General features: G+C 65.1%; 12 protein-coding genes. All 12 read right to left on the bottom strand.

Annotated elements, in window-relative coordinates; translation table 11 throughout:
* Nucleotides 1-114 precede the first annotated feature (114 nt).
* Nucleotides 115-663: a hypothetical protein gene (locus RIN61_RS17275; protein WP_003258915.1), complete on the bottom strand. Its 549-nt coding sequence runs from the start codon at nt 661-663 to the stop codon at nt 115-117.
* Nucleotides 664-692: 29 nt separating this feature from the next.
* Nucleotides 693-1,397 carry a TetR/AcrR family transcriptional regulator gene (locus tag RIN61_RS17270; RefSeq protein ID WP_015269162.1) on the bottom strand — a complete coding sequence of 235 codons (705 nt, stop codon included), beginning with the start codon at nt 1,395-1,397 and terminating at the stop codon, nt 693-695.
* A gap of 205 nt (nt 1,398-1,602) precedes the next feature.
* Nucleotides 1,603-3,105, bottom strand: coding sequence for a lysine--tRNA ligase (gene lysS, locus RIN61_RS17265; protein ID WP_114170942.1), 1,503 nt, complete (start codon nt 3,103-3,105; stop codon nt 1,603-1,605).
* 92 nt (nt 3,106-3,197) lie between these two features.
* Nucleotides 3,198-4,293, bottom strand: a protein-coding gene (prfB, locus tag RIN61_RS17260; protein ID WP_108480361.1) for a peptide chain release factor 2 whose coding sequence is annotated in 2 segments (ribosomal slippage) — nt 3,198-4,220 and nt 4,222-4,293 — 1,095 coding nt in all. Because the reading frame shifts where the segments join, the coding sequence is not laid out codon by codon here.
* A 270-nt stretch (nt 4,294-4,563) separates the two neighbouring features.
* A complete protein-coding gene (gene wspR, locus RIN61_RS17255; RefSeq protein ID WP_112250976.1) occupies nt 4,564-5,568 on the bottom strand; it encodes a Wsp signal transduction system regulator diguanylate cyclase WspR in 1,005 nt (334 codons plus the stop codon).
* 51 nt (nt 5,569-5,619) lie between these two features.
* On the bottom strand, nt 5,620-6,633 hold the full coding sequence (wspF, locus tag RIN61_RS17250) for a Wsp signal transduction system protein-glutamate methylesterase WspF (RefSeq protein WP_112250974.1): 1,014 nt from the start codon (nt 6,631-6,633) through the stop codon (nt 5,620-5,622).
* A complete protein-coding gene (locus RIN61_RS17245) occupies nt 6,630-8,927 on the bottom strand; it encodes a hybrid sensor histidine kinase/response regulator (protein ID WP_313853065.1) in 2,298 nt (765 codons plus the stop codon). Before RIN61_RS17245 ends, wspF begins: the two co-directional genes overlap by 4 nt.
* Nucleotides 8,924-9,586 (bottom strand): chemotaxis protein CheW, encoded by a 663-nt coding sequence (locus RIN61_RS17240; protein ID WP_313853063.1) that lies wholly within the window; start codon nt 9,584-9,586, stop codon nt 8,924-8,926. The genes RIN61_RS17245 and RIN61_RS17240 overlap by 4 nt, the downstream gene beginning before the upstream one ends.
* The gene (locus RIN61_RS17235; protein WP_112250968.1) at nt 9,583-10,857 is read right to left on the bottom strand and encodes a CheR family methyltransferase; all 1,275 of its coding nucleotides are present in this window, start codon (nt 10,855-10,857) and stop codon (nt 9,583-9,585) included. Before RIN61_RS17235 ends, RIN61_RS17240 begins: the two co-directional genes overlap by 4 nt.
* Nucleotides 10,854-11,360, bottom strand: a complete 507-nt coding sequence (locus RIN61_RS17230; RefSeq protein WP_207877164.1) for a chemotaxis protein CheW — start codon at nt 11,358-11,360, stop codon at nt 10,854-10,856. The genes RIN61_RS17235 and RIN61_RS17230 overlap by 4 nt, the downstream gene beginning before the upstream one ends.
* 5 nt (nt 11,361-11,365) lie before the next feature.
* On the bottom strand, nt 11,366-12,988 hold the full coding sequence (locus RIN61_RS17225; RefSeq protein WP_207877166.1) for a methyl-accepting chemotaxis protein: 1,623 nt from the start codon (nt 12,986-12,988) through the stop codon (nt 11,366-11,368).
* 272 nt (nt 12,989-13,260) lie between these two features.
* Nucleotides 13,261-13,953: a tellurite resistance TerB family protein gene (locus tag RIN61_RS17220; RefSeq protein ID WP_313853058.1), complete on the bottom strand. Its 693-nt coding sequence runs from the start codon at nt 13,951-13,953 to the stop codon at nt 13,261-13,263.
* Nucleotides 13,954-14,053 lie beyond the last annotated feature (100 nt).

Below are 14,053 nucleotides of genomic sequence, written 5' to 3'. Positions count from 1 at the left end.
GGAAACCTGTACCGGCCTCTTCGCGGCTAAAGCCGCTCCCACAGGTACTGCATCAGGCTCAAAACCGGTGCGGTCCCTGTGGGAGCGGCTTCAGCCGCGAAGAAGCCAGCACGGTCATTTGCCGGAGCGCTGGAACCGCGCCACTTCAACGAACAGGTCGGAGTTGGCCGGGTCGTCCAGGTAGGCCAGCACCCGCGCCGAAGGGCTGTCGATCAATACGCCGTCGCCGTTGTCCTCCGGCACCTCGGTGCTGCGCCCTGTCAGTTCCTTCTTGTCCACTGCCTGCTGCACCTGTTCGACATCCAGGTTGTAGACCACCAGCTCCTTGCCATCGACGATATCGAAACCGCCGATCAGGAAGTTGCCACCCAGGCGCTTCGGCACCCCAGCCGACAGGTACCAGCGGTTGCCGTGGCGCGACACAGTGAACACGTATTCCTCCGGGGCCTTGCCCTTGGCCGTAGCCACCGCCTTGTAGGCATCACCGCCGCTACGGCTGATCACCAGCTTCAGCGGTTCGCCCCAGGCGTCCTTGCTGCTCCACTTGCCGAGCAGGGCCTTGGGCGCCGCCTGGTTGCTCGGCAAGGGCTCGTGGAAGGTCACCAGACAACCGCCCAGCAGCAGGAATGACAGAGTCAACAACACCACACGCCAGGCTTTCATCAGGTTCTCCTTGAAAAGTCGGTCTCGGCTCAGGCCGATGCCAGCACCAGCTGCAGGTATCGGCTAAGCATAGCGAGCATCTGCCCATCGGCTTGCGCGTTCGCATCCTTGAGCAGGCCCTGATATTCCATCTGCTCGATAATCGCCGTCAACATCTGGGCGTCCTGTTCCGGTTGCTGCGAGCCCACCACCTGCAGCAATTGGCGGGTGCCATGCAGCAGGATCTGCTCATGAGCGCACACCAGTTGAGCCAGACGCGGGCATAGCAGCGCCTCCTGGCGGAAGGCCTGCTCGGCCATCAGGAAGTCGCGGCGGTTCAGCAGTTGCCGCTGCACGTAGTCGGCAGTCATGCGTGCGACTTCGTCAGCCAACCGTGCCCGTGCCTGCGGGCTGCCGTCACCCTGCGCCAGCAACTGGCGCAACACCACCTCGGTATTGGCCCACAGCTTGGCCATGTAGGCGGCGCTGCGTTCGACGTACTGGGCGAAGGTATCGGTGAGCAGGTCCTCGATGTCCTTGAAGTAATAGGTGGTGGCCGACAGTGGCACACCGGCCTCGGCAGCGACGGCGCGGTGGCGCACGCCGCGTACGCCATCGCGCACGACAATGCGCATGGCGGCGTCGAGGATCAGTTGGCGACGCTGTTCGCTGCCCTGGCGGGCAGTCTTGCGGCCTTGGTATTGCACGCTTTCGGCGACGGCGGTGGCGATGCCGGCGGCGCCCTGGTGAGGCATTGCAGGTGTCACGGGGGGTACCTCATGGACAGTGTTTCGTCAGTACCGGCCTCTTCGCGGCTAAAGCCGCTCCCACGGGGACCGCACCAGCCTGAGGGTAGTGGGGCCCCTGTGGGAGCGGCTTTAGCCGCGAAGAGGCCGGTACTGACAACATAAAGCTTCAGGCAAGAAAAAGCCGCCTCGAAAGGCGGCTCGTTCAATTCACTCAGGCCTGCGGACGCATGTGCGGGAACAGGATCACGTCGCGGATCGACGGCGAGTTGGTCAGCAGCATCACCAGGCGGTCGATGCCGATGCCTTCACCAGCAGTCGGCGGCATGCCGTACTCCAGGGCGCGAACGAAGTCGGCGTCATAATGCATGGCTTCGTCGTCACCGGCGTCCTTCTCGGCCACCTGGGCCAGGAAGCGCTCGGCCTGGTCTTCGGCATCGTTGAGCTCGGAGTAGGCGTTGGCAATCTCGCGGCCACCGATGAACAGCTCGAAACGGTCGGTAACAGCCGGGTTGTCGTCGTTGCGACGGGCCAGCGGCGACACTTCGAACGGGTACTCGGTGATGAAGTGCGGCTGCTCCAGCTTGTGCTCGACCAGCTCTTCGAAAATCATCACCTGCAGCTTGCCCAGGCCTTCGTGGCCCAGCACCTTGGCGCCGGCCTTTTTGGCGATCTCGCGGGCGCGGTCGACGTCCTGCAGGTCGGCGGCGGTCAGCTCGGGGTTGTACTTGAGGATCGAGTCGAATACCGACAGGCGGGCGAACGGCTCGCCAAAGTGGAACACCTTGTCGCCGTACGGCACGTCGGTAGTGCCCAGCACCAACTGCGCCAGCTCGCGGAACAGTTCCTCGGTGAGGTCCATGTTGTCGCGGTAGTCAGCGTAGGCCTGGTAAAACTCGAGCATGGTGAATTCAGGGTTGTGACGAGTCGAAACGCCTTCGTTACGGAAGTTGCGGTTGATCTCGAACACCTTCTCGAAGCCACCAACCACCAGGCGCTTGAGGTACAGCTCCGGCGCAATACGCAGGAACATGGCCATGTCCAGGGCGTTGTGGTGGGTTTCGAACGGCTTGGCCGCGGCACCACCCGGGATGGTTTGCAGCATCGGCGTCTCGACTTCGAGGAAGTCGCGCTCGATGAGGAACTTGCGGATGTGCGAAATCACCTGCGAACGCACACGGAAGGTGTGGCGGGTTTCTTCATTGACCATCAGGTCGACGTAACGCTGGCGGTAGCGCTGCTCGGTGTCGGTCAGGCCGTGGTGCTTGTCGGGTAGCGGGCGCAGCGACTTGGTCAGCAGGCGCACGTTGGTCATTTCGACGTACAGGTCGCCCTTGCCGGAACGGGCCAGGGTACCTTCGGCGCTGATGATGTCGCCCAGGTCCCAGGTCTTGACCGCAGCCAGGGTTTCTTCGGGCAGGGTCTTGCGGTTGACGTAGACCTGAATACGGCCGGTCATGTCCTGAATGACCATGAACGAGCCGCGGTTGAGCATGATGCGGCCGGCAACCTTGACCGGAATCGCTGCAGCTTCCAGTTCTTCCTTGGTCTTGTCCGCATACTGCTTCTGCAGGTCGTTGCAGTAGCTGTCGCGACGGAAGTCATTGGGGAAGGCATTGCCCTTGGCGCGCTCGGCGGCAAGCTTTTCCTTGCGCAGGGCGATCAGGGCGTTTTCTTCCTGTTGCAGGTCTTGCGCTTCGGTCTTGAGGTCGCTCATTTCGTCATTCTTTCCATCAGGTGTTCGGTGCCCCTTTCGGGCAGGGCACGCGGTACCGGCCCAGGCCTGGTACCGCGGCGTTTGTGTGCGTTTTACAGCCCCTGCTTGAGGCTCGCTTCCAGGTACTGGTCGAGGTCGCCGTCCAGGACCTTCTGGCAGTCGCTGCGCTCGACACCGGTACGCAGGTCCTTGATACGCGAGTCATCCAGCACGTAGGAGCGGATCTGGTGGCCCCAGCCGATGTCCGACTTGCTGTCCTCCAGCGCCTGCGAGGCGGCGTTGCGCTTCTGCATTTCCAGCTCGTACAACTTGGCCCGCAGCATTTTCATGGCGGTGTCCTTGTTGGCGTGCTGAGAGCGTTCGTTCTGGCAGGCCACCACGGTGTTGGTCGGTACGTGGGTAATACGCACCGCCGAGTCGGTGGTGTTCACGTGCTGACCACCGGCACCGGAGGAACGGTAGGTGTCGATACGCAGGTCGGCCGGGTTGATCTCGATCTCGACCTTGTCGTCGATCTCAGGCGACACGAACACCGCGGAGAACGAGGTGTGGCGACGGGCACCGGAGTCGAACGGGCTCTTGCGCACCAGGCGGTGCACGCCGATTTCGGTGCGCAGCCAGCCGAAGGCGTACTCGCCCTTGATATGCACGGTGGCGCCCTTGATACCGGCGACTTCACCTTCGGAAAGCTCGATGATGGTGGCGTCGAAACCACGCTTGTCGGCCCAGCGCAGGTACATGCGCAGCAGGATGTTGGCCCAGTCCTGCGCCTCGGTACCACCGGAGCCGGCCTGGATGTCCAGGTAGGCGTTGTTCATGTCCATCTCGCCGCTGAACATGCGACGGAACTCGAGCTGGGCCAGTTTTTCTTCCAGGCCTTCCAGCTCGGTCACGACGTCGCCGACGGCACCTTCGTCATTTTCCTCGACGGCCATGTCGAGCAGGTCCTGGCAGTCCGCCAGGCCGCCGGACAGCTTGTCCAGGGTCTCGACGACCTGTGCCAGCATGGCACGCTCGCGGCCCAGGGCCTGTGCGTACTCGGGCTTGTTCCAGACGTTGGGGTCTTCCAGCTCGCGGTTGACTTCGATCAGGCGGTCATGCTTGTGATCGTAGTCAAAGATACCCCCGAATGGACTGGGAACGCTCGGTAAGGTCCTTGATGGTGTTCAGGATCGGTTGGATTTCCATGGGCGGACGGCTCTCGTACGAATTCGGTGAAAAGCCTGCGAGTATAACCGAGTCCGCCGCAGGGCGGCAGACCCGCCGGGCGGTAGCATGTATATCGAGCACTTGGAAATTGCACGGTCCTTGTGGGAGCGGCCTTGTGTCGCGATTGGGCCGCGCAGCGGCCCCAAGATTTTCAGCTCAGCAGCAGAGATTGCCGGGGCCGCTGCGCGGCCCAATCGCGACACAAGGCCGCTCCCACAGGGGCCGCGCCAGCTTCAGCTCTTCAGCGTTTCAGGCGATGCCAACCTGGTTGCGCCCGCCATTCTTGGCCTGGTACAGGCCTTTGTCCGCAGCCGAAATCAGCTGCCGGCTATGGCTGCCGATGGCCGGAGTCTGGGTGGCCAGGCCGATGCTCACGGTCAGATTCGAGTCGGGCACCGGCGCGGTGTGCGGGATGCCCAGGCCGAGCACGGTCTGGCGCAGCTTTTCGGCCACCAGGCGTGCCCCACCCGGCGAGGTGTTGGGCAATACCAGGACGAATTCCTCGCCGCCATAGCGCGCCGGCAGGTCGGTCGGCCGCGAGCACGCGCCGCGGAGCGCCTCGGCTACCTGGCGCAAGGCCTCGTCACCGGCCAGGTGGCCAAAGCTGTCGTTGTAGGCCTTGAAGTAGTCCACGTCGATCATCAGCAGCGACAACTGCTGCTGCTCACGCATGGCCCGGCGCCACTCCAGCTCCAGGTACTCGTCGAAGTGGCGGCGGTTGGACAACCCGGTCAGGCCATCGGAATTCATCAGCCGCTGCAGCATCAGGTTGGTATCGAGCAGTTGCTGCTGGCTGACGCGCAGGGCACGGTAGGCCTCGTCGCGCTGCAGCAAGGTCAGGTAGGAACGCGAGTGATAGCGGATCCGCGCTACCAGCTCGATGGTATCCGGCAGCTTGACCAGGTAATCGTTGGCCCCGGCAGCAAAGGCTGCGCTCTTGACCAGCGGGTCTTCCTTGGTCGACAGAACGATGATCGGAATGTCCTGGGTCGCCGGGTTGTTGCGGTATTCACGCACCAAAGTCAGCCCGTCCAGGCCAGGCATGATCAGGTCCTGAAGAATCACCGTAGGCTTGATGCGCATGGCCTGGGCCACCGCCTGGTGCGGGTCGGCACAGAAGTGGAAGTCGATGTTCTCTTCGTTGGCCAGGCCACGCCGCACCGCCTCGCCGATCATGGCCTGGTCATCGACCAGCAACACCATCGCCGAGTTCTCGTTGGGGGTCGTGAAACCTTCGATCGGTAAATCATTCATACCTGTTCACCCGATCACTGCCGGCCTGGCGGCGTGATTCAATACACTTCGTCATTTTGCGAAAAATTCCATCAAGCGCCCGGCTATGCGTTCCAGCGGGCGGATTTCCACTGCGGCATCGATGGCCGCAGCGGCCTTGGGCATTCCGTACACCGCACTGCTGGCCTGGTCCTGGGCAATGGTCAGGAAGCCCTGCTGGCGCATCAGCTTCAGGCCCTGGGCACCATCGCGGCCCATGCCGGTAAGCAACACGCCCACCGCATCGCCGTTCCAATAGCGCGCCACACTCTCGAAGAACACATCGATCGAGGGCCGATAGATTTCATTGACAGGTTCGGCAGTGTAGGCCAGTTGGCCATTCTGTAGCAGGCGGATGTGGTGATTGGTGCCGGCCAGCAACACCTGCCCCGGCTGCGGCGGCTCGCCTTCACGGGCCAGACGCACCGGCAGCCCGGCTGCGCTGCTGAGCCATTCGGCCATGCCCGCGGCAAACACCTGGTCCACATGCTGGACCAGCACGATGGCTGCCGGAAACGCCGCCGGCAGGCCCTTGAGCAGCACCTCGAGGGCGGCCGGGCCGCCGGCGGACGAGCCGATCGCCACCAGCCCGCGATGCTGGGCTGCAACCCGTACTGGCGCAGCGACCGGGCGTGCCGCCAGAGCTCGCTGCTGGCCGATCAGCCAGCTGATGTTCAGAATCTTGCGCAGCAAGGGCGCTGCCGCCTCTCGCGGGTCGCCCGCCCCCAGTGCCGGCGTGTCGACCACATCGAGGGCACCATGGCCCATGGCCTCGAACACCCGGTGCACATTCTGCTTGCGGTCGACCGTGACGATGACGATGGCGCATGGGGTTTCGGCCATGATCCTGCGGGTGGCCTCGACGCCGTCCATCACCGGCATGATCAGGTCCATGAGGATCAGGTCTGGCTGCAGCTCGGTGCAGCGCTGCACCGCCTCGGCACCATTGCTGGCCACCCACACCACCTGGTGCTCCGGCTCCAGGGCGACCGCCCGGCGCAGCGCCTCGACGGCCATGGGCATGTCGTTGACGATGGCGATCTTCATCCCTGAGCACCTCCGATCAGCTCAACCACAGCATCCAGCAACGCATCGTCATGGAAACTGGCCTTTGCCAAATAGTAGTCGGCGCCGGCGTCCAGGCCACGCCGTCGGTCTTCCTCACGGTCCTTGTAGGACACCACCATTACCGGCAGTGACTGCAGACGCTGGTCGCGGCGTACCAGGGTGACCAGCTCGATGCCGTCCATGCGCGGCATGTCGATGTCGGTGATCAGCAGGTCGAAGTCCTCGCCACGCAAGGCGTTCCAGCCGTCCATACCGTCCACCGCCACGGCCACATCGTAGCCACGGTTGCCGAGCAGCTTGCGCTGCAGTTCCCGCACGGTAAGCGAATCGTCGACCACCAGGATGCGCTGGCGCGCCACGCCACGGGCGCCGCTGCTGCCGCGCTCGATGCGTTCCAGGCTGCCGGTGCTGAGCAGTTTTTCCACCGAGCGCAGCAGGTCCTCGACATCGACGATCAGCACCACCGAGCCATCGTCGAGCAAGGCGCCGGAAGAAATGTCCTGCACCTTGCCCAGCCGTGGGTCGAGCGGCATCACCACCAGCACCCGCTCACCCACCAGCCGCTCCACGGCCACGCCATACAGTTGCTCGCGCTCGCGGATCACCACCACCCGCAGGCTGCTCTCCTGCGTCTGCCCGGCCGGGCGGTTGAGCAGCTGGCTGGCCGCGACCAGGCCGATGTGCCGGCCTTCGTGCCAGAAGTGCTGGCGCCCCTCGATCTGCACGATCTCGTCGGCGCCCACTTCGAGCGTGCGTTCGATATGGGCGAGCGGGAAGGCATAGGCCTCGCCGCCCACCTCGACCACCAGGCTGCGCACGACCGACAGGGTCAGCGGCACCTGCAGGTGGAAACGGCAGCCCTGCCCGGCCAGCTGGGTCAGCTCGATCGAACCGCGCAGCTCACGGATCATGTGCTGCACCGCATCCAGGCCCACGCCGCGCCCGGACACCTCGGTGACCTTGTCGCGCAGGCTGAACCCAGGCAGGAACAGGAACGTCAGCAACTCTTCCTCGCTCATCCGCGCCACCGTGTCGGCGGGCGACAGGGCGCGCTCGACAATGCTGCTGCGCAGGCGCTCAAGGTCGATGCCGGCACCGTCGTCGATCAGTTCCAGGCTGAGCATACCGGCCTGGTGCGAGGCCCGCAGGCGGATCACGCCCTCCTCCGCCTTGCCCGCCAGCAGGCGCCGCTCGGGCAGTTCGATGCCGTGGTCGACTGCGTTGCGCAACAGGTGGGTCAGCGGTGCTTCGAGTTTTTCCAGCACATCACGGTCGACCTGGGTCTTGTCCCCTTCCACCAGCAGCCGCACCGGCTTGCCCAGCGAACGGCCAAGGTCGCGCACCATGCGGCTCTGACCGGTCAGCACATCGGCAAACGGCCGCATCCGGCAAGCCAGCGCGGTGTCGTACAGCAGTTGTGCGCGCTGGCTGGCCTGCCAGCCGAACTCGTCCAGGTCGGCAGCCTGCTGCTGCAGGATCTGCTGGGTTTCCGCCAGCAGGCGCTGGGTCTGAGCCAAGGCTTCGAGCACCTCGCTGCTCTGGCCACTGTCCTCCAGTTGCATGCGCAGGCCATCAAGCGCCTGCATGCCCTGGCCGTGCATGCGCTTGAGGCGCTGCAGGGTGGCCAGGTACGGCTTGAGCCGCTGGGTTTCCACCAGCGACTTGCTGGACAGGTCGAGCAGGCTGTTGAGGCGGTCGGCGGTAACCCGCAGCACCCGCTCAGTGCCTTCGCCGGTGCGCTTGCCGGCCTTGCGACGGGGAGCCAGGTCGAGCTCGGATTCCAAGGGTTCGGCCGGCAGCGGCACAGGTTCGTCCTGTGCGATTGGCACCGGTGTTTCCGGCAGCGCTGGCACGGCTGGCGGCGCCGAGGGCATGGCTGCCGGCCCCGGCTCGAGCAGGCTGGCCATTTGCGCAAGGAACACCGGCAGCGTCGCCTGGGCACCGGCATCGCCAGGCGTGGCGATGCGCATCAGCAGGTCGGTGCCCTGCAGCAGGGCGTCGATATGCTCGGCGCTCAGCCGCAGGCGGCCCTCCTGGGCGGCCACCAGGCAGTCTTCCATGACATGGGCGACGCTGACGCCAGCGTCCACCCCGACGATCCGCGCGGCGCCCTTCAGCGAGTGGGCCGCGCGCATGCAAGCCTCGAGCTGGTCGGCCTGCGTGGGATTACGCTCCAGGGCCATCAGGCCGGCGCTGAGCACCTGGGTCTGCGCTTCGGCCTCCAGGCTGAACAGCTCGAGCAACGATGCGTCGCGCATTTGCTCTGGGGTCATGACAGGCTCCGCTGTACGGCAGACAGTAGGTGTTGATCGTCCAGTACCCGCACGCTGCGGCCACGCCATTGCAGGACCGCTGCGGTGAAGCGGGAGGCGTCCTGGCCGCTGCCCAGCAGCAGCGGGTCGAGCCGGTGAATGCCGTCGATTTCCTCGACCGCCATCACCACCGGCCCACCCTCCGCGGCCAATATCAGCATGCGTGGCATCGCCCGGCCAGTACGTTGCTCGGCAGCGCTGGCCCGCACACCCAGCAGGTCGGCCAGTGACAGGCACGGCACCAGCGCACCACGCACGTTGGCCACCCCCTGCAGCACCCGCGAGCGCTGGTGCGGCAGCGAATGCACCGCCTGCAGCGGGGCAATTTCGGCCAGGCAGGCGGTGGCCAGCGCCAGCCATTCTTCGCCAAGGCGGAACAGCAGCATGGAGCGGCCGGTGTTTTCCTCGGCCAGCGGCGCCACGGCAGCCTGGTGGTCCTGCATCAGCGCGTAGCGGTCGAGCAGGCGTGTGGCCGCAGCGGCATATACCTCGCAGTTGCGGCAGTGAACGTGACGTTCCAACAGCGGGCACTGCTTGTCGCCGTGCACGCCAATGCGGTTCCAGCAGTCGTCGATGTGCGCGTCATCCTCGGCGAGCAATTGCATCGCGGATTCCTTCATCGTTCAGACTCCCGGCCGACCCGCGCGGCGCGCTCCTGCAGGCGCCGGGCACCGGCCAGGTCGCCCTGGGCCGCCAACAAGGCCGCCAGGTGCACCAGCGCCTCGGGGTGCTGCGGCTCCAGGTACAGGGCTTTGCGATAGTGGGTCAGTGCCTGCTGCGCATCGCCTTCGGTATCGCTGAGCAGCCCCAGCCAGTAGTAAACCTGCGCCGAGGGCGCGAATTGCCCCAGATAGCGCTGGCATTCGGCACGGGCCTGCTCACTGGCGCCGGCATTGGCCAGCCGGGCAATGCTGGCCAGCAACTCGCTTGGCTCCTCGCGCTTGTGCTCGCGCGCCGGCGCTGGCTTGGCGGCCACGGGCAGCACCCGCAGCGGGCGTGGCAACGCTGCGCTCGGTAACGGATAGCCCGGCCTGGCAGGTGCTGGCGACATGCGCCGCAAGGGCTGGGCCGGGGGCGTAGCCAGCGCTGCGCTATCGCCCTGCTGACGCACGTAGGCGAACGACTGGGCAATCCCCAGCGGGCGCATGCCCAATCGCGCCAGCAAGCTGCCTTCTGCCGGGCCGATGAACAGCACGCCCTGGGGGTGCAGCAAGCGCTTGAGCATTTCGAACACCCGTTGCTGGGTCGGCACGTCAAAATAGATCAGCAAGTTACGGCAGAACACGAAGTCGTACAGGCCATCGCGGCTGGCCAGCGCCGGGTCGAGCACGTTGCCCACCTGCAGGCTGACTTGCTCGCGCACCCGTTCATGCAACTGGTGGCCTTCCTCCAAGGCATCGAAGTAACGCTCGCGAAAGCCCAGGTCGCTGCCACGGAAGGCATTGCGCCCGTAAACGGCCTGCCCGGCCTTGGCCACGGAACTGGGGCTGATGTCCATGCCGTCGATCATGAAGGCCCCCGGCGCGATACCCGCATCGAGCAAGGCCATGGCCAGCGAATAGGGCTCCTCGCCGGTCGAGCAAGGCAGGCTGAGCAAGCGCAGCGGGCGCGCCCCGGCCAGCTCGGCCAGGCGCTTGTGCGCCAGGCTGGCCAAGGCTGTGAAGGATTCGGGGTAACGGAAGAACCAGGTTTCCGGGACGATGACCGCTTCGATCAGTGCCTGCTGTTCATCCATCGACTGCTGCAGGTGCAACCAGTAATCATCCAGGTCTGCGGCGTTCACGGCCACGCAACGCTGGCGCAGCGCACGCTCGACCATGGTAGCGCCTACTGACTCCACATCCAGGCCGATGCGTTCGCGCAGGAAGCGGAAAAAATGCTGTTCGTTCATGTCGGCATCCCTGTCGGATCATCCGCGTACAGCAACGCGTGCACGGCATCGGGCAACAGGTCGTTGACTTCGATGCGCTGCAGCAAACCCTGTTCATCCTGACGCACCGGGCCCAGGTACGGGGCCTCACCGCTATCCACGCCATACGGCTGGAACTCGTCGGGGTGGCATCGCAGGGTTTCGGTGGCCTGCTCCAGGATCAGGCCAAGCTGCAGGCCGCCCCGATAGTGCACCAGCACCAGGCGGGTACTGGTACGCTGCGCTGCCGGCTGGCCGAAGCTCAATGCCGCCAGGTCGACCACCGGCACCAGCAGGCCCCGGTGCGCAAGAATGCCTGCGACCCAGGCAGGCGCCTTGGCGATCGGCTTGAGCTGCTGGCGCGGCAGCACCTCGATCACCTCGTGCACGCTCAGGGCAAAGCGTTGGTCGCGGATGCGAAACTGCAGGTACAACGCCCCCTTGGCGTTGCCCGCCCGCGCGGCGCGCGGCTGCAAGTCGTTCATCGCAGTCAGACTTTGAAGCGCGACACGCCGCCACGCAGGCCTGCCGCCACCTGGCTCAGCTCATCGATGGCGAAACTGGCCTGGCGCAGCGACTCGACAGTCTGGGTACTGGCATCGCTGAGCTGGGCCAGTGCCTGGTTGATCTGCTCGGCACCGGTGGCCTGGGCCTGCATGCCTTCGTTGACCATCAGCACGCGTGGCGCCAGGGCCTGCACCTGGTGGATGATCTGGCTGAGCTGCTCGCCCACCTGCTGCACCTCGAACATGCCGCGGCGCACTTCTTCGGAGAACTTGTCCATGCCCATGACCCCGGCCGATACCGCCGACTGGATCTCGCGCACCATCTGCTCGATATCGTAGGTGGCCACGGCGGTCTGGTCGGCCAGGCGGCGCACTTCGGTGGCCACCACGGCAAAGCCGCGGCCGTACTCGCCGGCCTTTTCCGCTTCGATGGCTGCGTTTAGCGACAGCAAGTTGGTCTGGTCGGCGACCTTGACGATGGTCACCACCATCTGGGTGATGTTGCTGGCTTTTTCATTAAGGATGCCGAGCTTGGCATTGACCAGGTCGGCGGCGCCCATCACCTGGTGCATGGTTTCCTCCATGCGCGCCAGGCCCTGCTGGCCGGAGCCGGCCAGGCTGGAGGCCTGATCGGCGGCCGAGGTGACTTCGGTCATGGTACGCACCAGGTCACGCGAGGTGGCGGCGATTTCCCGCGAGGTGGCGCCGATTTCGGTGGTGGTGGCGGCCGTTTCGGTAGCGGTGGCCTGCTGTTGCTTGGAGGTGGCGGCGATTTCGGTCACCGAGGTGGTCACCTGCACCGACGAACGCTGGGCCTGGGCCACCAGGTTGGCCAGGGCCTCGGCCATTTCGTTGAAGCCGCTTTCGATGGCACCGAACTCGTCCTTGCGGTCCAGGCTCAGGCGCATGCTCAGGTCGCCCGAGCGCAGTTTGTCGAGGGCGTGGACAATACGCTGCATGGGCGCGGTGATAGCGCGCATCAGCAACAGGCCGCACACGCCTGCGGCGATGATCGCCAGCAGGAGCGAAATGATCATGCTGCCCTTGGCCGTGCTCACTGCACCGACAATCTCGTTGGTGTCGGTATCGGCGGCGGCGCGGTTGTGCTCGATCACTTCGTTGAGGTGCTTGCGGCCCTCGAGCCAGGCCGGGGTCAGCACATCGGTGATCAACCGCTGGGCTTCGGCGTAGTTGCGTTGTCGATAGGCTTCCAGCACCTGGTCGACGATCTTGAGGTAGGCGGCTTCCATCTGGGTGAAGGCGTCGAAGCGCGCCTGGTCGTCATCATCCTGAATGGTCCCCTGGTAGCTGGTCATGTGCTCCTTCAGGCGGTCCTCGAAGCTCTTGAACAGCTCCGCGTCGGCCGAGGTGAATTCGCGGTGGTTGGACAGCCCCACCAGCTGCTGGCTGGTGACGTAGCTGTCGACCCAGGCGCTGCGGATCATCGAGCTGTAGTAGAGGCCGGGAATGCTGTCGGTCCCCACTGCCTGCTCGGCGGAGGCGATGGTCACCAACCGCGAGTAGGCTGCCACGATCATCAGCAGCATGATGGCGATGATCACGGCAAAACTTGCCAGGATCCGTTGGCGCAAGGTCCAGTTCTTCACATTCAGCCCTCAGGAATTCACAACGAGCGGGAAAATCGCCGAAGTATAGCCCAGGCGCCCAGCGCTCATGCGGCTGAAATGTGGGGTGACCAGGTAACCTGCCTGATGGGCAGGTCATTTTCTCTCTCTGGAAAGGCGCTTTTCTTGTGGGAGCGGCCTTGTGTCGCGAAAGGGCCGCAAAGCGGCCCCGGCAATCGTTTCCCTGCTGCTGATATACGGGGGCCGCTCTGCGGCCCATTCGCGACACAAGGCCGCTCCCACAAAGGCCCCGTCTATTGGGCGGCGGCAAGCCTTGCCTGACTTTCCAGTTCCTGACGCAAGGCAGGGTCCAGGCGCAACTGGCGGGCCAGTTCGTCCAGGTAGGCGCGCTCCATGAAGTTTTCCTGATCAACCATCATCACGCTGGCCAGGTACATCTCGGCGGCCATTTCCGGCGTTTGCGCGGCTCGGGCCACTTCGGCCGGGTCCAGCGGCTTGTTGAGCTCGGCATGCAGCCAGTGCTGCAACTCGCGGTCGTCATCCAGGCGGGTGAATTCGCCCTCGATCAGCGCACGCTCGCGTTCGTCGATATGGCCATCGGACTTGGCCGCCGCCACCAGCGCCCGCAGTACCGCCTGGCTGTGCAGCTCGGCCTGGGCCGGCGGCAGGCGGTCGACCGTCTGTGGCTCGGTGGCGGCCACTTGCTGGCGCGCCTGCCAGTTGCCGTAGGCCTTGTAAGCCAGCACACCGAGCACGGCCAGGCCGCCATAGGTCAGGGCCTTGCCACCATATTTGCGGGCTTTCTTGTTGCCCAGCAGCAAGCCCATGGCGCCCGCCGCCAGGGCGCCGCCACCGGCACCGGAAAGCAGGCTGCCAAGGCCGCCGGCACTGGCACCTGGCTTGCCAGAGCTGGCCTTGCCGGCCTGGCTGGCGAGCAGGTCCTGGCCGGACTTGAGCAACTGGTCGAGCAATCCCCGGGTATTCATCAAACGGTCTCCACATTGGCCAAGGGAACCATCAGGTTAAGCCCTGCCCGCGCTATCACCATGGGGGGATTTGCTTCCGGATGTTGCATTGGCTGGCAAA

The organism is Pseudomonas inefficax (assembly GCF_032164165.1).
GTDB classification, from domain to species: domain Bacteria; phylum Pseudomonadota; class Gammaproteobacteria; order Pseudomonadales; family Pseudomonadaceae; genus Aquipseudomonas; species Aquipseudomonas inefficax.
Note: the sequence above shows the minus strand (reverse complement) of the source record. Positions and strands in the feature narration are given on the sequence as shown.